Consider the following 25106-nt stretch of genomic DNA (forward strand, 5'->3'; position numbering starts at 1 on the left):
TACCTATTCCTCTTCATTATATACATAAACAAACTAATTTACCAGCTACAACCTAGTAAGGTCTGCTTATTTGTGAAAAACATCGCAATACTACGATTCCATACGCGCAGCAGAAAAGCCGCCATTATGGGCAGCCTTCTCTGTCTTAGATGGATAAAATCGATGCTAGATTGAACAAATCTTTATCCAATGTGTGTTTTTCTTTTAAAATTTCTGTAATGTTATTTTCTGTAATGTGGTTATTACGGATACCGACAGCTAGACCGCCGCGGTTTTCTAATAGTAATTCTACTGCACGAGCGCCTAAACGGCTTGCAAGTACACGGTCGAATGCAGTCGGGCTTCCCCCACGTTGCATATGACCTAAAACAGATACACGTGCATGATAATCGCCATATTCAGCCAAGCGTTCCGCAAATTCGTTTCCGCTCATAACGCCTTCTGCAACAACGATAATGCTGTGTTTTTTACCACGAGCACGTCCTTGGTTCAAACGTCCGACAACATCATCCATGCTGAATTCTTCTTCAGGAATAAGGATCGCTTCTGCACCGCCAGCTAATCCAGACCAAAGTGCGATATCGCCAGCGTCGCGTCCCATTACTTCAATAATAAAAGTACGTTCATGACTTGTCGCTGTATCACGGATTTTATCCAGTGCGTCGAGCGCTGTATTAAGTGCTGTATCAAAACCGATCGTAAAGTCTGTTCCACAAATATCATTATCAATCGTTCCCGGTACGCCGATTGTTGGGAATCCTCTATTCGTAAGCGCCTCTGCGCCATGATAAGAACCGTCGCCACCAATTACGACTAATCCTTCGATGCCGTGTTTTTTCAGTTGTTCGATTCCTTTAAGCTGACCTTCTTCTGTCGCAAATTCTGGATAGCGTGCGGAATATAAGAAAGTTCCTCCACGATGCAAAAGATCTCCTACTGAACCAAGTTCCAGTTTATGGATATCTCCGTTGACAAGACCTAAAAAGCCGTAATTTATTCCGTAAACTTCCAGCCCTTCGTTGATCCCTTTACGTACTACTGCACGTGCAGCAGCATTCATTCCTGGAGCGTCGCCTCCGCTTGTTAAAATTGCAATTCGTTTCATTTTTTCTACCACCTTAGAAAATGATATTATTTGTCATTCTTCGTATTTCATTTTACATGAAAACAATGTAAATGGAAAGCAGGATTCCGGCGTTTTTTCAAATGTTTTCTACTTTCATTCTTATTCTGGATGATTGGAATAGACAATGAAAACGTTTTTCATTAGGGCGTTCGGGAATTGGTCTACCTTCTCGTGACTTTGAAAAATATTTCACTAATTACAAAAAAACGAGGGAAGAACTGCGACTCTAGGCGTTTCTTTCCTCATTGTTATTTATTCGACTTCATAGACGCCGATTTTTTTGAATTTATTATAACGCTGTTCCACCAATTGCTCCTTTGAAAGAGCTGTCAATGTATGAAGCGCTTTACTCAGTGTTTTTTCGATTGCTTTCGCTTGTTCCTCTAAATCGCGATGCGCGCCGCCTTTCACTTCTGGGATAATACCATCCGTGATCTGCAGTTCATATAGATCATCGGCCGTGATCTTCATAGATTCTGCCGCTTTTTGGGCTTTGCTCGCATCTTTCCAAAGGATCGCTGCAGCGCCTTCTGGAGAAATAACGGAAAAGACCGCATTCTCTAGCATAAAGATCTGGTTGCCGACACCTAGTGCCAGCGCCCCGCCACTTCCGCCTTCCCCAATAACGATGGAAATGATCGGCACTTTCATGTCGCTCATTTCATATAGGTTCCGTGCGATTGCTTCACTTTGGCCACGTTCTTCGGCAGCTCGACCTGGATAAGCACCCTTTGTATCGATAAAACAAATGATCGGGCGACCAAATTTATCCGCTTGCTTCATCAAGCGAAGTGCTTTGCGGAAGCCTTCGGGATGTGGCATCCCGAAATTGCGGACAAGATTATCTTTAGTATCTTTCCCGCGTTGGTGACCAATAACGGTTACCGGTGTGCCTTTAAAGGTCGCGATACCGCCAACGATAGCCGCATCATCACCATAGGCCCGGTCGCCATGCAGCTCCATGAAATTATCAAACAGATAAGGGATATAGTCTAGCGTAGTCGGGCGTTCAGGATGTCTCGCTACTTGGAATTTGTCCCAAGCTGTCATGTTGCCATAGATATCTGTTTCTAGCTTAGCCAGACGTTTTTCCAGCTTTTCGATCTCGCGGGTCAAATCCACTTCCGCATTTTCATTATACTCTTTTAAATCGGTGATCTTCTCTTTGAGTTCGAGTATCGGTTTTTCAAATTCTAATTCACTCGCCATCCTGTTCACCTACTTCCTCATCCTTTGGAGCATGGACTTGCAAAATGAATGCCAGCTTCTCGTTCATATCGAGTCTGGAAATAACATCATCCAACTGTCCATGTTTCAATAAAAATTCAGCAGTTTGAAAGTCTTCTGGTAACTCTTCGCGAACAGTCTGTTCGATTACTCGGCGTCCTGCAAAGCCGATCAATGCTTTTGGCTCAGCAAAGTTAAAATCACCAAGGGAAGCAAAACTAGCAGAAACTCCACCAGTTGTCGGGTGCGTCATAACCGTGATCGCAAGTCCGCCATGATTGCTGAAGCGTTTGAAGGCAGCAGAAGTTTTCGCCATTTGCATCAGCGAGATCATTCCTTCTTGCATTCTGGCACCACCTGAAGCGGTGAAAATAATGAATGCTTCTTTGGTCCGATCTGCTTCTTCCACAGCACGAAGAATCTTTTCACCTACGACAGATCCCATGCTTGCCATCCGGAATCTGGAATCCATGACAGCAACAACAAATGGAACACCATCCAGTTTGGCATGTCCAGTCACGATCGCTTCGTTCAATCCGGTTTTCTTCTTATCTTTCTCGATGCGATCCATATAATCGTCAAACCCAAGCGGGTTAGCGGTCGTAAGATCTGCATCCAACGCTTGAAAAGAACCTTCATCAACGAGCATCTCGATACGAGCCATTGCCCCTATTGGATGATGATATCCACAATGGCTGCATACCATTTTGTTTTTTTGCAGTTCTTTGGTGTACATGATTTTCTTACAGTCGGGACATTTTGTCATGATGCCTTCTGGTACTTCTGTCTTGGCCCCACTAGCTGACACACTTGCATACTTCCTTTTTTTCGGCTTTGTAAACAAATCTCCTAACAAGGAAAAAAACCTCCCCATTACGCTTTCTATAATTTTAAATCTAATAAGTGCATGATACTTTTTCAAACAAAAACTGATCTCAGCGAGACAACAGTGCCTTCCTTCTGCATGAAAAGGTCTTGCTTGGTGCTCGCGCCAATACTAGCCCTTCTCCTCAGAAATGAACAACCGCCATCCCGCCGAAAGATAAAGAAAAAGATTCTTAACAAATAAATTCCATTTTACACTATACCATACTTTTTGGAAAGATAGGAAATTTAAACCTTATTTCCAAACGACATTTTCGGTGCCTAACGTCTGTTTTAATTGGTGCAGCAAGTTTTCCGAGCCGTTTACGGAGAATTTATTTTGCAGTTGTAGCGTCTGCTTTTCCCCGGCATGATAAACGATAACGGCATGGTCACCGGCATTTTGGAGTAAGATCTTTTTGACCATATTCAGTTCTTCAGCTGTGGCGATTTTCAAGAAAAGCCGTTTGGCAGGCTCGAGTGTTTTCATATCTTGGATACTGTTCACAACAGCTTGCATCTCCCCGTTACGATCCTCTACTTTTACTTTCAGCAGCAAGATCGCACCTTTTTGGATGATTGCTTGCGCCTTTGCATATACTTCTGGAAAAACCACAGCCCGAAATTCCTTGGAGGCATCACTGATGGTTAAAAAGCACATCTGCGACCCTTTTTTCGTGCGAACCGTCTTGATTTGATGTACATACACTGCAATGGCGTAAGAATTTCCATTCGTCACATCAGCAAGTTCTGTAACCGCAAGTGTCTGCGCTACTTGTTGATAGGAAGTAACAGGATGTGCGGAAACGTATTGACCGGTAAATTCTTTTTCTTTATCTAGTTTTGTATCCATCGGCATCGGATCCGCTTCCCGATATTTCGGCTTCATCGACTTTAAGAAAGAATCTTCTGTAGCAAAGAGATTCATTCCTGCTTCCGATTCACCGAAAAGATCTGTATATTGGAGTCCTGCCTCAATAGAAGCCATAAGGACCGCTCTATCTTTACCGAATTCGTCAAATGCTCCTGCATAGATCAGCGCTTCTAAAACTTGGTGGGTCAGCATATTATTTGGCATACGCTCACAGAAATCGAAGAAATCAGCAAACGGGCCCCCTTGTTTTCTGACATTCAAGAGCTCTAAAATAAATTTATTTGGCACTTTTCGAATGATACGCAAGCTATAGCGGATCTTGTTCTCCTGTTCTACTTGGAAATAATAGCCACTTTTATTGACGCTTGGCGCAAGCATCTCGATTCCATAGTTTTTCGCTTCCGTTACGTACTGGGCGATTTTCTCATCGTTCCCAAATACAGAACTCAATAGAGAGGACATAAAAGCTGCTGGATAATGCGCTTTTAAATAAGCTAGTTGGAAAGCGATCTTGGAATACGCAGCAGCATGACTGCGGTTGAAGCCGTAATTGGCAAAACGAACGATCAGATCATACACTTCATTGGCCGTCGTCTCCGCATAACCATTTGCATTTGCGCCGGAGACAAATTGTTTGCGAAAGCCGTCTAAAACTTCCCGCTTTTTCTTGCTCACTGCACGGCGAAGGATATCTGCCTCTCCTAGCGAGAAACCAGCCATCCGGTTCGCCACTTGAATGATTTGTTCTTGGTAAACGATAACACCATACGTGACATCTAAGATCTGCTTCAGATCCTCATGCGGATAAACGATCATTTCTTCCCCATGCTTGCGGGCAATGAAAGTATCGATCTGTTCCATTGGACCGGGACGATACAGGGCATCGACCGCAACGATATCTTCAAAAGAAGTCGGCTTCAGTTTGCGAAGGACACGCCGAATCCCACTTGACTCGAATTGAAAGACTCCGGTTGTGTCTCCTTTTTGAAAAAGATTCAGCGTCGCCTTGTCCTCCAGTGGAATATCCGCTAGCGTGAGCGGCTTCGTACGATTATAATTGACGATTTTCAAGATCCGATCCAACAAGCTGAGATTCCGCAGTCCTAAAAAGTCCATTTTCAAAAGACCGATACGTTCTAGCTCGCCCATCGCATATTGCGTCAAACGTGCATCTCCACTTCCCGACTGAACGGGTGTATAGGTAACAAGCGGTTCATCGTTGATAACGATTCCGGCAGCATGTGTGGAGATATGGCGCGGCAGTCCCTCCAATTTCTCTGCGATCTCCCAGATCATCTCATTGACATGGGAAGAATGGATATGACTGTTTAACCGCGGATTCTGTTCACGCGCTGCTTTTAATGTTATCCCAAGTTGACTAGGGATCATTTTCGACCATTCGGAAAGTAGCACTGCATTCAATCCAAACGTTCTTGCCGTGTCGCGGATCGCCGCTTTTGCAGCTAATGTCCCGAACGTTCCGATCTGAGCAACATGATCTGCGCCGTATTTATCGACGACATAGCGAATGACTTCATCGCGGCGATTATCTGGGAAATCCAGATCGATATCCGGCATCGTTACACGCTCCGGGTTTAAGAAACGTTCAAACAGCAGACGATAAGCGATCGGATCCACATCCGTGATCCGAAGAGCATAAGAAACCAGTGATCCTGCGGCAGAACCACGCCCTGGTCCGGTGAGGATCCCTACTTCTCTGGCGAAACGCATGACGTCCCAAACGATCAGAAAATAGTCTTGAAATCCCATTTTCGTAATAACATCCAGCTCGTAACGCAACCGGTCTAAATACCGTTTGTCTCTTGCAACATTTCTTTCTTGCAATCCTGCCAGCGCCAACTTTTCTAATTCCGCACTGGCATTGCTGCCTGACCTCAGCGGGAAACGCGGTAGCAGCTGCAGCCCCATTGGGATTTCAACTTGACATCTTGCTGCGATCTTCGCCGTTTGTTCATAAGCTTGTTGCTCAAAGTCAGTAGTCAAGCTTGCTGCCATTTCATCAGCAGAAGCAAGGAAATTCGGTCCGGCAAGCGGCAATTTTTCGTAATCAACAGTTCGATTATCACGGATCGCCATCAACACTTCCTGCGCACGAACGTCTCCTGCTTCCAGATATTGGACATCTTTAGTAAGGACAACATCGATTCCTTGCGTGCTACTGAAATTCTGAACAGCTTCTTTCAAGCGCGGATTCTCCGCTTGGATCGATAAGAAAAAAGAATTCTGTGAAAAGATCGACTGCCAGTATGCTACTACTTCAGCAGCACTCTCAGGAGAACTATCCATTAACAGATGCTCTATTTCACCTGTCGCTCCAGGAGAAATCGCAATCAATCCTTTTCCATAAGCTTTCAGCCAATTGAGTGGGAGGACTTTTTCATCTTGAGTTTGAATGGCACTCGCTATTTTAAGCAGGTTCTGATAGCCCGCAGTAGTTTCAGCTAGTAAAAGCAACTCATAAGAACGTGTCGTATCGATATAGCCATAAACGGAAACGGTCATTCCGATAATCGGTTTAATTTGAGCAGCCTGACATTTTTCATAAAAATTCACTGCCCCATATAAGGCATTTTTATCTGTGATCGCTAGAGAATCGAATCCACACGCTTTTGCCTTCGCAATGAGTGCGTCAAGCGAGGCTGTGCTGGAAAGCAGATCAAATGCACTTTTTACTTGGAGATGTACAAATCCCATTATCGAAACTCCTTTCTTGGCCTTTTTCTTTTATTATATCGGTTCAGCCAAAAAAAAGAAAGTACGTTCGCATTTATACGAGAGCGACTCTTCTATTGGAAGAGCCGCTCTCACTTATTTGGAATAGTTTTGACATAATAAAGAAAGTTTTCTTGTCATTGCTTCTACTTCTGATGGGCTATGAATCGTCGCACCGGATGCTAGCGGATGACCTCCGCCATGATATTCTTTCGCCAGTTCATTGATAACCGGTCCTTTAGAACGAAGGCGGGCCCGAATAAATTCGCCTTCTTGGATGAATAAGATCCAAGCGCGGATTCCCTCGACATTTTCCAGTATGGACACGAGTGCCGAGGCACGGCGTGGATCAACGGCATATTTTTGTAATAATGCATCATCCAAATATACTGTCGCTGCCCCATATTCATCCATTTCGAAATGTTCCAGCACATAACCGGACAATTGAATGATCGGCCGCGGTAGTTCATATAGGCGCTCATAAATAGCGGAGCGGTCAAATGGAAAGCTGACCAATTTCGCAGCCAAACGCAGCGTTTTCTCGGTTGTACTCGGATATAAAAAGCGTCCGGTATCGCCAACGATCCCTGCATAAAGCAGACGAGCCGCTGTAGTATTCAGCGTCAATTCCGCGGCGAAAGTTTCATAAAAGTCGACAATCATTTCACTGCAAGAAGAAGCTGCTGTGTCTACCCAAAGCAAATCACCGTATGGATCATCGTTGGGATGATGATCGATTTTGATAAGTTGTTTTCCGCTAGTATAGCGCCGGTCGGAAACCCGTTCTTCATTGGCAGTATCACAAACGATAACCAACGCATCTTGATATTTCTCATCGGCGATCGTATCGACCTCACCTAGGAAACGAAGCGATTCTTCTGGCTGCCCCACGGAGTAAACTTCTTTTCCCGGAAAACTGGCGCGAATAATTTCCGCAAGTCCCATTTGCGATCCGTATGCGTCTGGGTCTGGTCTTACATGCCTATGCAAAATAATGACATCATATTGCTTTATTGCTTCTAAAATTTTTGTTTTCATTATAGATACCCCTACTCTTGTATGCTATCGTTCCATCATTTGACAGGTGACGATTGCTTTTCCTGTCAGAATGCCTTCTAAATATAATTCTACATCTAATTTAGCAGATTTTCTTCCCATTTCCAAAATTCGTGGCTGGACTTGCAGCTGCGCATCCATCTGGATAGGTTTTAAGAAATACATATTGATATTTTCAATAGCCACATTCCGCTTTTTGAGTGCCATCAATTTTTGTTGGACAACTTCGCCGACTACTTGGGCAGAAACGCCATAAGAAAGCGTGCCTAACGAGTTCGTCATTTGCGGAGAAACTTGAAATTCATAAAAACCGTCTTCTTTTTCAAACAGCTGGTTCGCGATCGTATCGTCGATCGTTTCCCCGACTTGTGGCTGTTTCTGGATCATCTGCATGGATTTCAAGATATCCTGTCTGCTAACGATACCGACTAACGTTAGATCATCTTTGACAACCGGAATGACTTCGATTCCTTCCCAGATCATCATATGTGCAGCAGAAGCCACACTCATTTTCTCGCCAACGGTCAGCGGATTTTTCGTCATCACTCGCTCGATCGAAGCCGTCATATTCTTATCTAAAATATCTTTGCTAGTAATCATGCCAACTAAGCGCATCGCTTTGTTGACTACCGGGAAACGGCTGTGACCGGTTGCTTCTTCTTTATCATGCCAATCAGAAACTTTTTCGGCAGTCGTCAGATAAGCAGTGTTTTCAAGCGACGTCAAAATATCTTCGACAAGCACGACTTCTTTTTTGATCAATTGGTCATAGATCGCTCGATTGATCATCGTTGCTACAGTGAACGTATCATAAGAAGTCGACAAGATCGGCAGTTCTTTTTCGTCCGCTAGTTTTTTGACCGCTTCTTCGGTGTCGAAACCACCGGTGATCAAAACAGCTGCTCCGCGTTTCAGCGCTAATTCATGGGCACTCACACGATTCCCTACGATCAAAAGGTTATCTGCTTCCGTGTAGCGTTCCATTGCTTCTACCGTCATCGCCCCGATCACGAATTTATTAAGCGACTTATACAGCCCTTCACGCCCACCGAGGACTTGTCCGTCGATCATATTGACGATCTCGGCAAATGTCAGTTTCTCAATGCTGTCTTTTTGCTTGCGCTCGATCCGGAGGGTTCCCACACGCTTGATTGTTGAAACGTAGCCCATGATTTCCGCATCCTTGATCGCGCGGTAGGCAGTCCCTTCACTAACGGAAAGATTTTTTGCGATCTTTCGTACTGAGATTTTTTCCCCGACCGCAAGATTTTCAATATATTTTAAGATTTGCTCATGCTTGGTAGCCATTTTTCACACCTGCTCTTTAGATAGTTTATAATTCTAATCCTTCTCCGATCGCCAGCACTTTTCCTGCAACTCCTTCTGGAAGGAGACCAACAAACGCTTCAGGATCTTGATTGATCAGCGGGAATGTGTTGTAGTGCATCGGTACAACTGTTTTAGCTTGTAAAAACTCTGCTGCCAGCGCCGCATCTTCTGGTCCCATCGTGAAATTGTCACCGATCGGCAAGAACGCCAGATCCAAGGGATTCAGTTGCCCAATCAGTTTCATGTCGGAGAATATTCCTGTATCACCTGCAAAGTAAATGTTTTTTCCTTCTAGCGTAAAAACAGCCCCGGTCGGAAAACCTAGGTTGACGATTTTTCCGTCTTTTACCGTTTGTGACCCATGGAATGCTTGGGTCAATTTGATTGTTCCAAACGGAAATTCCCGCTTTCCGCCAATATGCATCGGCGCGATATTTTCTGCCCCTTCCAATGAAAAGAAAGTTGCTAAGTCTGCATTGGCAATAATCGTTGCGCCGCTTTGTTTTGCGATTGCTACTGTGTCGCCGACATGATCGTCATGTCCATGGGAGACAAAGATAAAATCAGGTTGCTGCGCTTCTACTTCCAAATCACATTTTTCGTTTCCGGAAATAAATGGATCAACAAGAATTTCAATTCCTTTTGTTTGGATTTTTAGACAAGATTGACCATGAAAAGTGATTTTCATTTTTCTTACTTCCTTCCTACATCTTGAATTTTTTCTACTTTTTTATTGTATCATTTTTTTTGATAAACTACTATATAACAGTTCTCTTTTCCATTATTTGTACCACTCAACATTATTCTTTAAACTAGCCGTCGCTTCGTGTTATGATAAGGAAGAGTAATTGAAGGAAAGAAGGATTAGACATGGAAAAAAATATTGATGTGTTACAACATTGGCTGACAGAGGAAGCCATCGATGCTTGCTTGATCACCAATCCAGAAAATGTCGCTTATTTTAGCGGCTATGTAAGTGAACCACATGAACGCGTGCTGGCTCTAGCTGTATTCCAAGAGGCAGAACCATTTTTATTCGTTCCTGGTTTAGAGATCGAGGACGTCAAAGGCGGCGACTGGTCACATCCGGTTTATGGCTATAGTGACATTGAAAACCCTTGGGAAATCATCACTTCTCAATTAAAAAACCGTGCATCGCTCTCTAATTTAGCGGTTGAAAAAGGTCATATGACTGTAGAACGTTACGAGATACTTCAATCCCTTCTACCAGACAGTGCCTTTGCCAATGCAGAAGAAAAAATCCAAATGATCCGCCTGATCAAGACACCAGAAGAATTACAGATTTTAAAAGAAGCAGCACTGCTTGCTGATTATGCTGTAGAAGTGGGTGTCAGCGAGATCGCAGAAGGAAAAACAGAAGCGGAGATCGTAGCGAAGATCGAATTTGAAATGAAGAAAAAAGGCGTCACTGCCATGTCCTTCGATACTATGGTATTGACAGGTAAAAATGGCGCCCTTCCGCATGGAACGCCCGGTGACACAAAGATTCAAAAAGGCGACCTCGTCTTATTCGATCTAGGTGTCGTTCACAAAGGTTATTGTTCTGATATCACACGTACAGTAGCCTTTGGTGATATTTCTGCCGAACAGGAAAAAATCTATCAAACTGTTTTAGAAGCCCAAGAAGCTGCTGTTGCCGCTGTTCAAGCTGGTAAAACTGCAAAAGATATTGATCTAACAGCGAGAAACATCATTGCCGAGGCTGGCTATGGCGACTATTTTCCGCATCGCCTTGGTCATGGATTAGGTGCAAGCGTGCATGAATTCCCATCGATCACTGAAACGAACGAGATGCCTCTCCAAACCAATATGGTCTTCACGATCGAGCCTGGTATCTATGTACCAGAAGTAGCTGGCGTTCGGATCGAAGACGATATCGTCGTAACTGAAAATGGCTGTACAGTACTTACAGAATATCCAAAAGGATTGCAAGTTATCCGTTAAGTATAAGGCTATAAAAAAGAAGCGCGCATAATAAGCGTGCTTCTTTTTTTGCTTTTATTCTTTTTCTGCTACCAGCAGATACATGTGCTGAGCCAAATGAGATTTTTTAATCGGTTTAAATCCTGCCATGATCAAAGCTGTTTCCATCTCGTTCGAGCTTATACGGTTATGCATGTGTTTCTCAGAGGCTTTTTCTTTTTCAAACTCCAAGCAAATAAGTTGTCCCTTCGCTTTTGTGATCCGATTTAATTCTATCAGTACTTTATTTAGATCGTGCATTTCGTGTAAAACAAGAGAAGCCAAGCTAGTATCGACTGAATTATCTGCTAGCGCAATATTTTCCGCATTGCCAAGTAGCAATTCGATATCCTCTAAATCTTCTTTTTTTGCACGTTCCTCAATGATATCCAACATATCTTTATCCATATCTAAAGCGACCACTTTGCCGCCAAACGCTTTTGCCGCAGGAATAGTGAGAAATCCTGTTCCGGCTCCAATATCCAATATCGTCGGTTTTTCAGACGGTGAGATCAGTTCGAAGATTTCTTGGGGACTAATGATAGCATTCCTTTCTGGGTTATCTAAGTAGGCCATTTTGTGCGCCAGTTTGGGATTTTGCTTATTCATTTCTTCATTTCCTCCTTTAGGGACTTCATTTGATGAGCCACACCTGCGATTGTTTTAGTTGCTAGATCTGCTTCCATCTTCTGTTCCGCTTCTTTCATGGCATTTTCAATCAAACAGATTTTCTCATTGTGTGCAGGAGTCGCAGTCATCCCACAGACAAAGAGCGGATTAGCCCCTTCTACTGCTTGGACAACATCCAAAAAAGTAATGGTCTCACTTGATCGTGCCAATTTATAACCACCTTTGACTCCTGACACAGACTCGATCAACCCCGCTTTAACAAGTGTAGTCAATACTTTGGACAAATAAGTGGAGGATACTTGAAAGCGTTCTGCCAGCTCTTTCACTCCGAGCGTATTCTCCAGTGTTGTGTGTGCGAGATAAACCATCGTATGCAGCGCATAATTGGTTGCTTTAGAATATTTCATGATTAGCTCCTTTTCAATCGTAGACTTAATATATCTATAATATCCTTTATATAACAAAAAAGCAAATTATTTTTATTTTTTTCTCGTTTTTGTGCTTGTTCAATAAAAAAAGGGGTACAATAGTAATATAAAAAGATATTTAGGGAGGTAACGAATATGTTACAACAATATTCAAGAGTTTTAGTAGCGGTGGATGGATCAAAAGAAGCAGAAAGTGCTTTCCGTAAAGCAGTCCAAGTGGCAAAACGGAATGACGCAGCATTAGGTTTAGTACACGTTATCGATACCCGAGCATTTTCTTCTGTTGCCAATTACGACACAAGCATGGCAGACAAAGCAACGGAATATGCGGACGAATTGCTAGAAGGTTATAAAGAAGATGCTTCTAATGCCGGTGTTGTAAAAGTAGAAAGTTATATTGAATATGGTTCACCTAAAACGGCGATCACAAAAGAAGCAGCAACAGCTTTCAAAGCTGACTTGATCATGTGTGGTGCTACTGGATTAAACGCTGTAGAACGTTTATTGATCGGTAGCGTTTCCGAGTACATCATTCGTCATTCTCCTTGTGATGTATTGGTTGTAAGAAATGAAGAACCAACTTACGAAGCCTAATTAAATAAACATAATATCGTGAAAATGGATTTGGATCCTTCGATTCAAGTCCATTTTTTCAGCTAAAAAAGAGGAGAAAAACCGTCATACAGGTTTTTCTCCTCTTTTATCAGTCTGTGATGTTATTTGCTTGCAGGATCTCGGGATAACGTACGTTTAAAATATATGCATTTGTTCCCTCAAAGGTGATATCTTGTGTTTCGATGACATTGGCACCCAAATCTTTTAAAAGTCTGGTATAAACGATATCTTTTCCTTCCAGCGTTCCTTCTTTTAATTTCTCACGTGGGAAACTGGCATAGATACTGTCGGAAACGATATAAAGTCTGTCATTCAACGGATTGTAGCTTATATTCTGCATGTAATAGCCGATATATTGCGTCAAATTCTGTTTGATCAGATTGACTTTGACGCTGTTCCCTGTTATTGTTCCACGGTAAAATTGATAGCCAGTAAAGCGCGCATCGCTTCTTGCTTTTCTTTTCAAAGCAAAATAAAATTCATTATTGCCTGCCCAAGTAAAGTTATTTACATAATAGTAGCTAGTACTAGTTGAAAAACGATTACTCAGTTTAAAGGACCACTCTCGAACCGGGAGCAACGTGTTTTTATCCAGCTTCTGGATAACCGTGTTATATTGTGCGCCTGTGCTTGTAGTCGTATCTGACAACATATATAGCGTGCCGCCACTTTCCGACAATGTCTGACCGTGACCAGTCGGAAATTTCGGACTGATTTTGATGGAATCGCGCAAACGGATCAAATATGGATCAGTTAAACTGGCTTTTTTAGAGAGCAGCCGGTAATCGCCGATGTTCTTTAGCGGAAAACTTAGATCATATCGTACTAACCTGCCGTAATACGTATCTTCATCATAAATCACATACATATATTTTCCTTCTTTTACAATACTTTGCGGATTATAAAGCGTGAGATTATCTTTTAAAGATGTCGGCAAGATCAGTGTCGAGGCATAGGTTTGACCTGTTGGTTTATTCTCAAGATTTTTATAGGTTTGCAGTTTGGTCGCGCTGGTCGGGAATTGATTGTTATATTGATAAGTCGGTTTCAACAGTTCATCCATATTTGTTGCAGCTTTATGTGGAAAAGGATTATTCTCATTATTTTCCAGCGGCGTGATGTAGCTTGATTTGAATTGTTCCAGTGCCTGTGTGTCTGATCCGCTGATCACGTGGATATTGGATCTTGCAGTAGCTGTACCATATTTCGTCTTATATTGATAGGTAATGACATAACTACCAACTTTCGATAGATTGACATTGTTGGAGAGGATCGTTGCTTTTTCCGGTTCTACTTGCGTGTGGAAATCCCCTTTTTCACTCAAAAGAGCTGCGATGCCGTCATAAGGGCTAAACGCTTTTCCCTCAGCCCGCCAAGATCCGCCGATCGGTACGGAAAGATCTTGTGCGAATATTTGCGGCTGAAGCGCCGGTGAGACAGGTGGAGCAGCAGGCTTAGCTGGCGCCTGATACTTACCAACTTTCATTGCTTTATAATAAATCCAGCCGAAGTTTTTGCCATTTGTCTGCTTTAAATAATAATATTTGGTATTATCGCTCTTTCTAGTCGTTTCTTTTGTAACATAGAAAGAGGTGGTCCAATACTTTTTGCTACGGTAAACTACTTTCGCTTTATAAGCAGTCCCAGCCGGATAATTCCAGACATCTTTCGTATCATTGCTAAAATGATATAGCTTTTTAGGTAAGTTTTTGCTGCGATATGTCGTTGCATATTTGGCGATTCCTCTTGCATCGATATATCCGTATACTTGACCATTTCCCTTTACCAGTCGAAAATACGTGTGTTTTTTCGTGGTAATGATTTTTTTGTCTGCGAAAAATGTTGTATTCTTGCTGGCTGTTTTCGCGTGCAAACGTTTGCTCTTCGCCTTTAATTCCCGCGGATACGCATACACATCATAATTGTTTTTCGCTTTGATCCGGTAGCTGACATGCGCTACCTTTGCACTTGACTTCACTTTACTTTGCGTGCTTTTTGCATACACATTGGTTGTTGTTATTAAAAACAAGATACTCCAAACAATAATAAATATTCCAGTAACTCGCCATTTTCTCTTCACTCAAGGTCCTCCCATTTCAGGCTTGCCTTCCCCGTTAGCAGACCGTTTTTCTCTAAAGTTATTCATAAAAAAAGCCCTGCAAGGCAAAACATACTTATTTGACTTACAGGGCTTTCTATTATTTTCAGGCTTGGTCTTTCAAGGTTTCTACATCGCGAGCAATCATTAATTCTTCGTTTGTCGGAATAACGATTACTTTGACTGGTGAATGCGGATAGTTGATGAAGGCTTCTTCACCGTGGATCTGATTTAGAGCTTGATCCCAATATACGCCCATGAATTCTAGGCCGCGTAATACTTTTTCACGAATGAAAGTACTGTTTTCACCGATACCGGCTGTAAAGATGATCGCATCTACACCGTTCATGCGTGCTGCATAAGAACCAATGTATTTGTGGATACGGTCTACGAATACTTCTAAAGCAAGTTCTGCACGGTCATTTCCTTCTGCTGCTGCTTTTTCAAGATCGCGCAAATCACTGGAAATGCCTGATACGCCAAGCATCCCGGATTCTTTGTTTAGCACATCTAGCACTTGCTCCGCTGTTTTGTCCGTTTTTTCCATGATGTAAGGAATAAGTGCCGGGTCAATGTTACCGGAACGAGTTCCCATGGAAACACCAGCAAGCGGCGTGAATCCCATCGATGTATCCATTGATTTTCCGCCTTCGATAGCTGCGATACTTGCACCATTACCTAAGTGACAAGTGATCAAGCGTAGCTCTTCGATTGGACGGCCTAATAGTTCAGCAGCGCGTTCGGATACATATTTATGACTTGTTCCGTGGAAACCGTATTTACGGATGCCGTAGTTTTCATAATAGCTGTATGGCAAGCTGTATAGGAAACTTGCTGGTGGCATTGTTTGGTGGAATGCTGTATCGAAAACTGCCACAGATACGATATTCGGCAATACTTTGCGGAATGCCTTGATCCCGATAACGTTTGCCGGATTGTGAAGCGGCGCAAGTTCAGAAAGTTCTTCAATTTTTTCGATAACTTGGTCGTCGATCACAACGGATTCAGGAAAAACTTCGCCGCCATGAACGACGCGGTGTCCTACTCCTGTGATCTCATCGTAAGAGCTGATGATTTTATGTTCTAATAATTTTTCTAATAGCATTTGAACAGCGACTTCGTGATCCGGAATGTCCACGATCTCGGTTACTTTTTCGTCTCCCACAGAGATTGTAAAAATAGAATCTTTTAATCCGATTCTTTCGACGATACCTTTTGTGATGACGGTTTCTGCTGGCATTTCATATAATTGGAATTTCAAAGATGAGCTACCCGCATTGATTGCAATTGTTTTATCCATGATAAATTATTCTACTCCTTTATTATTTATTCTCGTTAAACCATTTCTCAATATTGCTTAGAATCGGTGCTGTTACTGCCGGATCAGATAATGTCGGCAAGTTGGCAAGCAGCACTTCTTTCGGCGCTTTTGTTTCTGCAGACTGCTTTTGCAAGATCAAAATGCTTTTTCGCGACTGTTCGCTTTTAAACAAGGTCTCTGGAAGTTTGATGATACCTTGCATGTGTCCGTGTTTCTTGATAAAACGGTCGACTCTCGGAAATTCACTGTCTGCAAACATACTGTCTGGGACAAGGAAGAACAAATAGCCGCCTGGCTTTGTATAGCGCATACCTTGTTCAATAAATAAATAATGAGCAAAGGAGTGCCCGGACGCTTGTTTTAGTTCGTACGTATTTGCTCGCTCGTCATCCGGATAATAACCGACCGGAAGATCACTGACGACGATATCTGCGGGGTCAACGAGCAGATTGCTGAGTCCATCTTGATGAAGCAGATGGGTACGTTGTCCTTGTAAGTCACTGGATACAAGGGCAAGAGATATCAGCAGATCGTCTACTTCGATACCAGTTGCCTGAACGACTTTATCTTTTGTCAGCAGCAGCTGGTTCGTGATCGTAGAGAGGAGATTACCGGTGCCGCAAGCTGGATCTAAAATGGCTACTTCTGCTTTTTCTTTTGTCAATTTCTCAATGAAATAAGCTAAAATAAAGCCAATCGAATCCGGAGTCATTTGATGATTCGTTTGGATACCGTGCTTCATGCCTTTTAAGAGCGCAAGTTGAAGTGCTCGGCGGATATCCTCTGGCGTATAATCATCGAGCGCGACCGACGCATATGCTTTTTTCAAATCAGCTACTTGCTCGGCACTAACTTCTTCTACTTGTAACACCTCGTGCTGAAACAAATTTTCTCCTGTTTCATACAACGCTTCCAAATAGCTTATTTCCAAAGCGTCTTGCAAAATGACGGTCGTACTGTCGAGCACTTGGAAAAGTTCTTCGGCGACTGAATTTGTCAAAAGTAACACCTCTACTATTTTTCATTAATAACACCACAAAACATTATACAGTAATTCGCTTTATTATTAAAGGGTTTTTTCTTAAAGAGATTACTACAGTTTTTCAAATCAATTAATACAGTCTGTTATTTTCTCTTTATTATTTTTCCGGTTTCAGCGGTAAGCTTTTTGAATTTAGAAAAACTGGTTATTCGCTTCCCTTGCCATGTACTCAAGAACTTGTCTCCAGTCCTTAGATAGTATTTATTTCCGGATAATACCGCTTTGATTTTTTCTTTTTCTCCCTGGGAGATGAAAAACCCGGCTTTCTTATTATACAATTTATTATTGGTTACTTTTAATTGAGTAATGTGGGACTGGATCAATAGTTGTCCAGCTTCTTGCCCGATTTTATCATTATCAGCAAGTATGTTACCGGAAATAACAACATTTTTGATTCCGCCAACGCTAGAATCGTAACCACCTACTGCAATTCCGGTATAGTTGTTTTGCCGGACCGTATTATTCAGCACACGGATGTCTTTTGCTACTTTATTTTTATGTTCGCTTGCCACTTCAATCCCAATATCATTGTTGTGCGATGTGTTTCCTTTGATCAAAACATTCTCGCCACCGTCGATATAGATACCTCCGGCAGCCTGTTCTCCTTTATAGGCCGGATTATGTTTGCTGGATTGATAGCTGACATTGTTACGGAGGATGCTGCCGTTACGTGCTTTATCGGTCTTTTTGCTGGCAGAGACCCCTTCCCCGCCGATAATATCGATGCCGATATTATCATTTTTCGTCAATATATTATCTGTGATCTTAAAAGTGGACACATCACCGTTCAGCACCATTGCCTCGCTGTATCCTAATTTCAAATGAGCCAGTTTATTTTTTACAAGCGTAATGTCCTTGATCGGTTTATTTCCATATACTGCGATTCCATGGGCATTGCCATTTTTATGTTTGGTTCCAAGGTCATGGATATAGGTTTTTTCAATCCGAATATGACTGGATTTCCCCGTGACCATGATCGCGATCGGTGTGAAGTCTTCTTTTTTTGTCCAAAAATTGGTCAATTCAATGTTTTTGATTTGGATATACTGCTTATTATTGATGAGGATCAGCTGTTCTTGATTCCCTTTTTTCTTTCCTGTTATTTTCACTGTATTAGGCTTTTCAGCTTGAAAGATAATCGGTTCCTTTTTAGTGCCCGAATTTTTCAGCACGATATGCTCAGGATACGTTCCTTTCTTTATTGTGACAACCGTTCCTTTTTTAGCTATTTTAGCCGCTTTTGAAATGGTTTTCAGTGGTTTGTTTTTAGTCCCTTTACTGTTATCGCTCCCGCTTGGTGAAACAAACAATTCCTTTTTCGCTTCTGCCTGATTAGGAATCGTTCCCCAAATCACCCCCGCAAGCACTATACAGATTACAATCATCCAGTTTTTCAATTAAATATGCTCCCTCCAAAATAAAGTTTTTTTCTTCATTTCTACTATTTTGACAACAATCCTAACTGGTTCAACCAATTTTTAAAAATACTGATCGATTCCTGCTTTTATCCTCCGCAAATAGCCACAAAAATAGTTATGGATAGCTGCTTTTCTACTATGCTATAATAATGTACAGATATAAAGTCTATTTTTAGGAGAAAATAAAATGAAAAAGCAAGAAACTCAAAAGAAGATCACAAACGCTGCATGGCAATTATTACAATCCCATGGGACAAATGGTTTCTCCATGCGTAAACTGGCAGAATTAGTAGGAATGACTGTCTCTTCTTTATATTACCACTTTCCGAGTAAGGAAGCATTGTTTGCAGAATTGATCAATCATGCAAGCGAAGAAATTCTTTTTCCTGTGGAAGAACGAACCTGGAAAGGTCGCTTAGAAAAATATGCCCATCATATTTTAACAACCTTGGATCATTATCCAGGATTAGCTCAATTACTGATGGATTATCCACCTTCCAGCCGTAATTATTTAAAATTATTAGACACTCTATTGATGACATTAAGTGATTTGACAATGGAGCCCGAAGAAAAGTTTTTTGCGATCAATGCCTATATGAATTATATTTGTACGTTTAAGATTGATAGCGAGCGTTTCCAAAAAAGGGATAATCGATTTACAGAGGAGGAAGAAGAAAGCTATAAATTTCTGCCGTTTTTAACTGCCTACAAAAAAGCGGGTATTTTTGATCGTTTAGGTAGTCCATTCATGTTTGAATTTGGCTTGCAATTAATTTTATCTGGTATGGAAAAGATTGAAGCCGATCGTTGAAAAGTTTTTCTTTACAACTAATTCGAACAGTGTTAGTATTTTTATCGAACAGTGTTCTAAAAATGATAAGAGGCGATAAAAATGGATACACAAAATTTTGAATTAAAAAAGGTACTCCCCTCGATCTTAACGATTTCGCTGGGAATGCTTCTAGTAATGATGGATACGACCGTGATGAATGTTGCTTTACCGCATATTCAGCAGGCATTTCATTCTTCATTGGCAGTTTCCCAATGGACGATTACTGCGTATACACTTGCAATGGCAACGGTAATTCCTTATGCCGGCTGGTTGGCAGATCGTTTTTCCGCTAAAAAAGTCTTTATTATGACGGTCGTATTGTTCACCGTCTCTTCCTTTTTAGCTGCAATCTCAGGATCGATGACGCAGCTGATCCTCTTCCGAATTCTTCAAGGTATTTTTGGAGGAGTCGTGGGACCGCTTGGTATTGCTATGTCTTTTCGGATCATCCCTATCGAAAAACGTGGAAGTATGATGGGCTTTTTAGGTCTGCCGATGCTGATCGCACCAACCGTTGGACCGGCATTATCTGGCTGGTTGATCAATCACTTTGATTGGCACACGATCTTCATGATAAATTTGCCGATCGGCGCAGGTGCACTTTTAATGGCCGTGCTGTTTTTACCGAACTTCGAAGCAAACAAACATGCAAAAATCGATGTCAAAGGGGCACTCTTTTCTCCTTTTGCTTTTCCGTTTTTGATTTATGGGATTCATGTTGGAGCAGACGAGGGGTGGGAAAATCCTATAGCTTTATTTTTTTTGATAGTAGGGATAATTATGCTGGTCACGTTTATCATTACCGAATTACGAGCAGATGCTCCCCTTTTGCATGTCAAAGCCTTTCAAATTTCTGAGTTTAGAAAAGGGATCGTTTTGATGTGGCTAAATCAGGTGGCAGTTTTCGGTTCCATGCTCCTAATTCCGCTATATCTACAAGAGATTTGCGGGTACTCTTCTTTCCATGCCGGGTTGATGATGGTTCCGCAGGCCATTGCTAGCTTTATCGGTATGATCATCGGCGGTAAAGTATTTGATAAATTTGGAACCAAAGCTGCTGCGCTTCCAGGTTTCTTCATGACAGGGGCGAGTTTGTCCCTATTATCACAAGTACAGCCATCTTCTTCGATTTCCTACTTGCTAGCCGCTGTTATTTTGTTAGGACTCGGCCAAGGACTAGTCAATATGCAAGTAAACAATCATGCTTTACAATCGGTGCCCATTCAATTCATTAGCAGGGTAACGCCGATTTCTAATGTTATGATGCAAATCGTTAATTCTCTGGCAGTTGCCTTTTTGACAGTGTTTCTTTCGCAGCAGATCGATGCGCATAAAACGCTTGGTATCAAAAGCGCCAGTCTGATCGGATATCAGCATACTTTCTTACTGCTCGCAAGCTTCATTGTACTGGGATTGATTATTGGGCTGTTTTTAAAGAGAAGACAAGCCAAATAAAAAAATAAGCATGCAAGAGTAAACTCTTGCATGCTTATTTATATGGCAATTATGCCAATTTTGCGGCTTCGATCGCTTTTTCGTAATCAGGATGGTTGGTACCTTCTTCTACATATTCGCTATACACGATTTCGTCATCGCTATTTACAACGAAAACGGAACGCGCCAATAAGCGAAGTTCTTCCATGACAACGCCGTATGCTTTGCCGAATGACAAATCATAATGATCTGACAATGTGATCGCATTTGGTAATCCTTCGTTCGCACACCACTTACGCTGTGCAAATGGCAAATCAACAGAAATCGTCAACACCACGGTATTTTCTAAATCGCCAGCTTCTTCGTTGAACTTTCTCGTTTGCTGGGAGCAGACACTTGTATCGATGGATGGGACAACGCTGATGATCTTTGTTTTGCCTGCATAATCCTTTAACGTTACAGGTTCGCTCGCGTTATTCAGCACTTTAAAGTCAGGTGCTTTATCGCCTGCTTTACGCTGCTCTCCGCCGAGTGTCACGGGTTTTTGTTTAAATGTCACTTGTACCATGTAAATTCCTCCTTTTTACTTTCCTCTTCTATTGTAAGAAAAACTGTTTCAAGAAGCGAATATTATGCTTTTGTCTCTAATTCTAAATAACCAATATGGACAACGGTCGTATTCTCCAGTAAATCTGCGATGCTTTGTTTTTGCGGAGTGAATGCGACAACCAAATAAAGCGGTAGAATCACTTTCTGCAGATAGCGTAGCAGTCCTTCACGGAAAAGTACATTGCTGAATGTCAGCGGCTTCCGGTCTAAGCGGATCACTTTGATCCCTAGTAGCATTTTCCCAAGTGTCTGTCCTCCCAGCTTAGTGAAAACGATAAAATAAGCTAGAAAAAGAAGGGCGCTCGCCAGACCATACAAACTGAAAAGGCTGGAATGTTTTGGCAAGCCAACACCTGTGAATAGCGGTGTCAGCAGAATGACTTGAATCGATCCTACTGCGATCAGATCAATGATATAAGCGAAGAAACGAATCCAAAAACCTGCAAAATAAGGCTTGGGTATCGCTTCGCTTGCTGGCATTTTTTCAGCGGCTGCTTGGCGGTAGTAAAAAACACGTGGTTCCGTCATTTTTATCCCTCCTTATTTTCCATACAAGTACATCATTTTTGGTGCACTTATATTTCCGCTCATTTTTAAGAAAGAAAGCAATTCTGCATTCGGGCTGACGATTCCTTTTACCGAGGCAGAAAATAAACTTTCGATTCCGCCAGTTTGCTGATATTCAAAAACATCAGCATCTTGCAGTCCTTTTTCTTTTTTAAGTGCACGGATCGCATCTTCTTTATAACCGAATTGATCGATCAACCCGATTTTTTTAGCTTGTCTACCATCATAAACGCGTCCGTCCGCGATCTTCCGAACTTTTTCTTTCGACATATGGCGGCCAGTAGCAATGACATTTACAAATTCATCATACGAATCATTGATCATCTGCTGCATGATTTTTTTCTCTTCTTTTGTCATGGGACGGCTACTGCTCATGATATCTTTATGTGCGCCGCTCTTGATCGTATTATCGGAGATCCCGACTTTTTTCATCAGTCCACTGTAGTCATAGCCCTGCATGATCACGCCAAGCGAACCCGTCAAAGTTTCTTTACTTGCGAAGATCTTGTCCGCTGCTGTGGAAATGTAATAGCCACCGGATGCTGCCATGCTTCCCATTGAAACATAGACAGGAAGCTTTCTTTTCTTCTTGACCTCCAGTAATTTGTCGCGGATCTGCGCAGACTCCATTACTCCACCGCCAGGAGAATTCACATACATCAAAATTCCTTTTACCGATTTATCTGCTTCGATCTGTTTTAGTTGTTTCATAAAGGCAGCATGATTATAGCCACTGCTTCCGAAAAGCGAACTAGCTTCTCCAGTATCCTGGATGGTTCCGTCAACAGACAAAACTGCGATTCGAGCATCTCCGTCGCCTTCTTCTAGCGTTTTTTCATCAAATGTATCCTCATCCGCCAGCAGCGAATCAATGAAACTTGGTTTAGTTTCTTGGTCGGCTGCTAAAAGACTGGTGGTGATTTTTACTAACCCGCTTACCAGTAGTAAACCTGCCACTAACGCAAGCGCGACCCATCGTTTTGCATTCATATGTATTGACCCCTTTTCATAAGATATACACTAATAGTAGCAAGATTCAGGCTCCCTATCAACTATCAGTAAAATAAAGGCAACTTTGCTGCTTTCATGCTATACTGGACACAAAGGATAAAGAAGGAGGAAGTACTATGCCACAAACAACCTTTTATTTTTTTTATCGTAAAACCGAACAGCTGCATGAAAAAGTCAGAGAATTGAAAAAGATAACCAAGTCTTATGGCTACGACATCACGGCCGATCCTGAAGAAGCGAATGTGATCATCAGCATCGGCGGCGACAGTGCCTTTTTGAAAGCAGTACGGGATACTGGTTTTCGAACGGATTGCCTGTATGCAGGAATTGCTTTAACGGAACAATTGGGACAGTATTGTGATTTTCATATCCATCAGCTCGATGAGATCATCAAAGCCGCAGCAGAAGAACGCTGGCTTGTTCGTAAATATCCGACGATCCACGGGACGGTCAATAACACCAAAGCTTTTTATGTGTTGAATGATTTCAATATCCGCTCTTCTACGATCCGAACTTTGACGTTAGATGTTTTTATCAATGAAAGTTTATTTGAGACATTCCGTGGTGATGGCATGGTTATTTCCACGCCGACTGGAAGCACAGCCTATAATAAATCCGTGCATGGCTCGATCATTGACCCGCTACTGCCTTCCATGCAGGTAAGTGAACTTGCCTCCCTGAACAATAATCGTTTCCGGACGTTGGGGTCTTCTTTCCTGCTTAGTTCTAAGCGGAAGCTGCACTTAAAGATGGCTTCCGAATTAGGGCATAATGAATTCCCATTGATTGGCATGGATGGAGAAGCACTGAGCATTCAGCATATTTATGACATTCATTTGGAAGTGGGCGACCGATTCATCAATATTATCAAACTGCCTAAAAATTCATTTTGGGATAAAGTGAAGCGGAATTTTTTGTAGCATACGAAAATGGGAAAACCACTTTTCTTAGTGGTTTTCCCATTTTTTAATGTTGTAGCACCAACTGCAACAAAGCCTTCTGCGCATGCAGACGATTCTCGGCCTGTTGCCAGCATACAGAATGTTCGCCATCAATGATTTCCGCTGTCACTTCTTCTTCGCGATGAGCGGGTAGGCAATGCAGAAACTTATAATCCGGTTTCGCATAAGCAGCCAATGCTGTGTTGACTTGATAAGTTGGGTAGAAAATCCCCATTCTGGTTTGATTTTCTTTCTCTTGCCCCATGCTCGTCCACACATCCGTATAAATGAAATCGGCATCCGTTACTGCTTTAACTGGATCGGCAGTAACGACGATCTCTGCTCCACTTTCTGCCGCCAGCTGATGTGCTTTCTCCAAGATCGTGGCGTCGATCTGGTAAGCATCAGGGATCGCACAGTGGATCGTGATGCCCATTAACGCGCAAATCAATAACAGCGAGTGGCAGACGTTATTGCCATCGCCGATGAATGCGACTTTCACATTCGTGAGATCATCTTTCCATTCATACATCGTCAGCAGATCTGCCAGCGCCTGACAGGGATGATGCAAATCAGTCAAACCATTGATAACTGGGATCGTAGCGTGCTCGGCTAACGTCTCCACTTCTTCGTGACTAAATGTCCGGATCATCAATGCATCTATGTAACTCGACAGGACTTTCGCTGTATCAGCGATCGGCTCTCCTCTTCCTAGTTGCAACTCTTTTCCGTTCATCATAATTGCTTGTCCACCTAATTGCAGCATACCTGCTTCAAAAGAGACCCGCGTCCGCGTGGAGGGCTTATCAAAAATAAGGCCTAATATTTTCCCGCTCAGTGCATGACTGAAGTGTTTGGGATTGGTTTTCATTTCCAGTGCTAATTGGATCAATTCTTCGATTTCTGCTTTCGACCATTCTAACAGCGAAAGCATATCTTTGGGATAACTTTTTTTCATCTCCAACATT

22 protein-coding genes are annotated in these 25106 nt (G+C 42.3%); 5 read left to right on the forward strand and 17 right to left on the reverse strand.

Annotated features, from left to right (window positions below):
• Window positions 1-145: 145 nt before the first annotated feature.
• From pfkA to EL241_RS07615, 7 genes are all read right to left on the reverse strand, one after another.
• A complete protein-coding gene (gene pfkA, locus EL241_RS07585; protein ID WP_003755590.1) occupies window positions 146-1105 on the reverse strand; it encodes a 6-phosphofructokinase in 960 nt (319 codons plus the stop codon).
• A gap of 273 nt (window positions 1106-1378) precedes the next feature.
• On the reverse strand, window positions 1379-2335 hold the full coding sequence (accA, locus tag EL241_RS07590; RefSeq protein WP_036103873.1) for an acetyl-CoA carboxylase carboxyl transferase subunit alpha: 957 nt from the start codon (window positions 2333-2335) through the stop codon (window positions 1379-1381).
• A complete protein-coding gene (gene accD / locus EL241_RS07595) occupies window positions 2325-3209 on the reverse strand; it encodes an acetyl-CoA carboxylase, carboxyltransferase subunit beta (protein ID WP_115345641.1) in 885 nt (294 codons plus the stop codon). The genes accA and accD overlap by 11 nt, the downstream gene beginning before the upstream one ends.
• A 264-nt stretch (window positions 3210-3473) precedes the next feature.
• Entirely contained in the window at window positions 3474-6806 is a 3333-nt protein-coding gene (gene dnaE, locus EL241_RS07600) for a DNA polymerase III subunit alpha (protein WP_036103870.1), read from the reverse strand.
• Between the two features lie 114 nt (window positions 6807-6920).
• Complete coding sequence (locus EL241_RS07605; RefSeq protein WP_036103868.1) at window positions 6921-7862, reverse strand: DHH family phosphoesterase; 942 nt, start codon at window positions 7860-7862, stop codon at window positions 6921-6923.
• Window positions 7863-7886: 24 nt separating this feature from the next.
• Complete coding sequence (gene ytoI, locus EL241_RS07610; protein WP_003755585.1) at window positions 7887-9188, reverse strand: CBS-HotDog domain-containing transcription factor YtoI; 1302 nt, start codon at window positions 9186-9188, stop codon at window positions 7887-7889.
• Between the two features lie 25 nt (window positions 9189-9213).
• Window positions 9214-9897 carry a metal-dependent hydrolase gene (locus EL241_RS07615; RefSeq protein ID WP_003755582.1) on the reverse strand — a complete coding sequence of 228 codons (684 nt, stop codon included), beginning with the start codon at window positions 9895-9897 and terminating at the stop codon, window positions 9214-9216.
• A gap of 182 nt (window positions 9898-10079) precedes the next feature.
• Between EL241_RS07615 and EL241_RS07620 the strand changes: the two genes are divergently transcribed.
• Window positions 10080-11174, forward strand: a complete 1095-nt coding sequence (locus EL241_RS07620) for a M24 family metallopeptidase (protein ID WP_036103865.1) — start codon at window positions 10080-10082, stop codon at window positions 11172-11174.
• A gap of 54 nt (window positions 11175-11228) precedes the next feature.
• Here EL241_RS07620 and EL241_RS07625 read toward each other — a convergent pair whose 3' ends face one another.
• The gene (locus EL241_RS07625; protein ID WP_036103864.1) at window positions 11229-11801 is read right to left on the reverse strand and encodes a class I SAM-dependent methyltransferase; all 573 of its coding nucleotides are present in this window, start codon (window positions 11799-11801) and stop codon (window positions 11229-11231) included.
• Entirely contained in the window at window positions 11798-12229 is a 432-nt protein-coding gene (locus EL241_RS07630; RefSeq protein WP_036103862.1) for an RrF2 family transcriptional regulator, read from the reverse strand. The genes EL241_RS07625 and EL241_RS07630 overlap by 4 nt, the downstream gene beginning before the upstream one ends.
• A 156-nt stretch (window positions 12230-12385) precedes the next feature.
• Here EL241_RS07630 and EL241_RS07635 point away from each other — a divergent pair, with 156 nt between their 5' ends.
• Window positions 12386-12844: a universal stress protein gene (locus EL241_RS07635; RefSeq protein ID WP_003755575.1), complete on the forward strand. Its 459-nt coding sequence runs from the start codon at window positions 12386-12388 to the stop codon at window positions 12842-12844.
• Window positions 12845-12953: 109 nt separating this feature from the next.
• Here EL241_RS07635 and EL241_RS07640 read toward each other — a convergent pair whose 3' ends face one another.
• The 4 genes from EL241_RS07640 to EL241_RS07655 form a co-directional block, all read right to left on the reverse strand.
• Window positions 12954-14945 (reverse strand): GW dipeptide domain-containing protein, encoded by a 1992-nt coding sequence (locus tag EL241_RS07640; protein ID WP_077912698.1) that lies wholly within the window; start codon window positions 14943-14945, stop codon window positions 12954-12956.
• Window positions 14946-15069: 124 nt separating this feature from the next.
• Window positions 15070-16263 (reverse strand): acetate kinase, encoded by a 1194-nt coding sequence (locus EL241_RS07645; protein ID WP_003755571.1) that lies wholly within the window; start codon window positions 16261-16263, stop codon window positions 15070-15072.
• A 22-nt stretch (window positions 16264-16285) separates the two neighbouring features.
• A complete protein-coding gene (locus tag EL241_RS07650) occupies window positions 16286-17284 on the reverse strand; it encodes a class I SAM-dependent methyltransferase (protein WP_036103857.1) in 999 nt (332 codons plus the stop codon).
• Between the two features lie 125 nt (window positions 17285-17409).
• Complete coding sequence (locus EL241_RS07655) at window positions 17410-18723, reverse strand: right-handed parallel beta-helix repeat-containing protein (protein WP_052009063.1); 1314 nt, start codon at window positions 18721-18723, stop codon at window positions 17410-17412.
• A 208-nt stretch (window positions 18724-18931) separates the two neighbouring features.
• On the opposite strand from EL241_RS07655, the gene EL241_RS07660 reads away from it, so the two are divergent.
• Together EL241_RS07660 and EL241_RS07665 are read left to right on the forward strand one after the other, a co-directional pair.
• A complete protein-coding gene (locus EL241_RS07660) occupies window positions 18932-19555 on the forward strand; it encodes a TetR/AcrR family transcriptional regulator (RefSeq protein ID WP_036103856.1) in 624 nt (207 codons plus the stop codon).
• A gap of 81 nt (window positions 19556-19636) precedes the next feature.
• On the forward strand, window positions 19637-21031 hold the full coding sequence (locus EL241_RS07665; protein ID WP_036103855.1) for an MDR family MFS transporter: 1395 nt from the start codon (window positions 19637-19639) through the stop codon (window positions 21029-21031).
• A gap of 49 nt (window positions 21032-21080) precedes the next feature.
• On the opposite strand, the gene tpx is transcribed toward EL241_RS07665, so the two are convergent.
• The 3 genes from tpx to sppA form a co-directional block, all read right to left on the reverse strand.
• A complete protein-coding gene (gene tpx, locus EL241_RS07670) occupies window positions 21081-21578 on the reverse strand; it encodes a thiol peroxidase (RefSeq protein ID WP_003755559.1) in 498 nt (165 codons plus the stop codon).
• 62 nt (window positions 21579-21640) lie between these two features.
• The gene (locus EL241_RS07675; RefSeq protein ID WP_036103854.1) at window positions 21641-22147 is read right to left on the reverse strand and encodes an RDD family protein; all 507 of its coding nucleotides are present in this window, start codon (window positions 22145-22147) and stop codon (window positions 21641-21643) included.
• Window positions 22148-22159: 12 nt separating this feature from the next.
• Complete coding sequence (gene sppA, locus EL241_RS07680) at window positions 22160-23176, reverse strand: signal peptide peptidase SppA (protein WP_036103853.1); 1017 nt, start codon at window positions 23174-23176, stop codon at window positions 22160-22162.
• Between the two features lie 137 nt (window positions 23177-23313).
• Between sppA and EL241_RS07685 the strand changes: the two genes are divergently transcribed.
• Complete coding sequence (locus EL241_RS07685) at window positions 23314-24117, forward strand: NAD kinase (protein ID WP_126320472.1); 804 nt, start codon at window positions 23314-23316, stop codon at window positions 24115-24117.
• Between the two features lie 46 nt (window positions 24118-24163).
• Here EL241_RS07685 and argF read toward each other — a convergent pair whose 3' ends face one another.
• A complete protein-coding gene (argF, locus tag EL241_RS07690) occupies window positions 24164-25105 on the reverse strand; it encodes an ornithine carbamoyltransferase (RefSeq protein WP_036103851.1) in 942 nt (313 codons plus the stop codon).
• Window position 25106: the final 1 nt, after the last annotated feature.

It is taken from the genome of Listeria grayi, from assembly GCF_900638015.1.
Lineage (GTDB): Bacteria > Bacillota > Bacilli > Lactobacillales > Listeriaceae > Listeria > Listeria grayi.

What these genes read in the sequence shown, in the direction of transcription:
- pfkA (WP_003755590.1), bottom strand. Translation starts at nt 1,105, where the DNA reads ATGAAACGAATTGCAATTTTAACAAGCGGAGGCGACGCTCCAGGAATG.
- accA (WP_036103873.1), bottom strand. Translation starts at nt 2,335, where the DNA reads ATGGCGAGTGAATTAGAATTTGAAAAACCGATACTCGAACTCAAAGAG.
- dnaE (WP_036103870.1), bottom strand. Translation starts at nt 6,806, where the DNA reads ATGGGATTTGTACATCTCCAAGTAAAAAGTGCATTTGATCTGCTTTCC.
- EL241_RS07605 (WP_036103868.1), bottom strand. Translation starts at nt 7,862, where the DNA reads ATGAAAACAAAAATTTTAGAAGCAATAAAGCAATATGATGTCATTATT.
- ytoI (WP_003755585.1), bottom strand. Translation starts at nt 9,188, where the DNA reads ATGGCTACCAAGCATGAGCAAATCTTAAAATATATTGAAAATCTTGCG.
- EL241_RS07615 (WP_003755582.1), bottom strand. Translation starts at nt 9,897, where the DNA reads ATGAAAATCACTTTTCATGGTCAATCTTGTCTAAAAATCCAAACAAAA.
- EL241_RS07620 (WP_036103865.1), top strand. Translation starts at nt 10,080, where the DNA reads ATGGAAAAAAATATTGATGTGTTACAACATTGGCTGACAGAGGAAGCC.
- EL241_RS07625 (WP_036103864.1), bottom strand. Translation starts at nt 11,801, where the DNA reads ATGAATAAGCAAAATCCCAAACTGGCGCACAAAATGGCCTACTTAGAT.
- EL241_RS07630 (WP_036103862.1), bottom strand. Translation starts at nt 12,229, where the DNA reads ATGAAATATTCTAAAGCAACCAATTATGCGCTGCATACGATGGTTTAT.
- EL241_RS07635 (WP_003755575.1), top strand. Translation starts at nt 12,386, where the DNA reads ATGTTACAACAATATTCAAGAGTTTTAGTAGCGGTGGATGGATCAAAA.
- EL241_RS07645 (WP_003755571.1), bottom strand. Translation starts at nt 16,263, where the DNA reads ATGGATAAAACAATTGCAATCAATGCGGGTAGCTCATCTTTGAAATTC.
- EL241_RS07660 (WP_036103856.1), top strand. Translation starts at nt 18,932, where the DNA reads ATGAAAAAGCAAGAAACTCAAAAGAAGATCACAAACGCTGCATGGCAA.
- EL241_RS07665 (WP_036103855.1), top strand. Translation starts at nt 19,637, where the DNA reads ATGGATACACAAAATTTTGAATTAAAAAAGGTACTCCCCTCGATCTTA.
- tpx (WP_003755559.1), bottom strand. Translation starts at nt 21,578, where the DNA reads ATGGTACAAGTGACATTTAAACAAAAACCCGTGACACTCGGCGGAGAG.
- EL241_RS07675 (WP_036103854.1), bottom strand. Translation starts at nt 22,147, where the DNA reads ATGACGGAACCACGTGTTTTTTACTACCGCCAAGCAGCCGCTGAAAAA.
- sppA (WP_036103853.1), bottom strand. Translation starts at nt 23,176, where the DNA reads ATGAATGCAAAACGATGGGTCGCGCTTGCGTTAGTGGCAGGTTTACTA.
- EL241_RS07685 (WP_126320472.1), top strand. Translation starts at nt 23,314, where the DNA reads ATGCCACAAACAACCTTTTATTTTTTTTATCGTAAAACCGAACAGCTG.
- argF (WP_036103851.1), bottom strand. Translation starts at nt 25,105, where the DNA reads ATGTTGGAGATGAAAAAAAGTTATCCCAAAGATATGCTTTCGCTGTTA.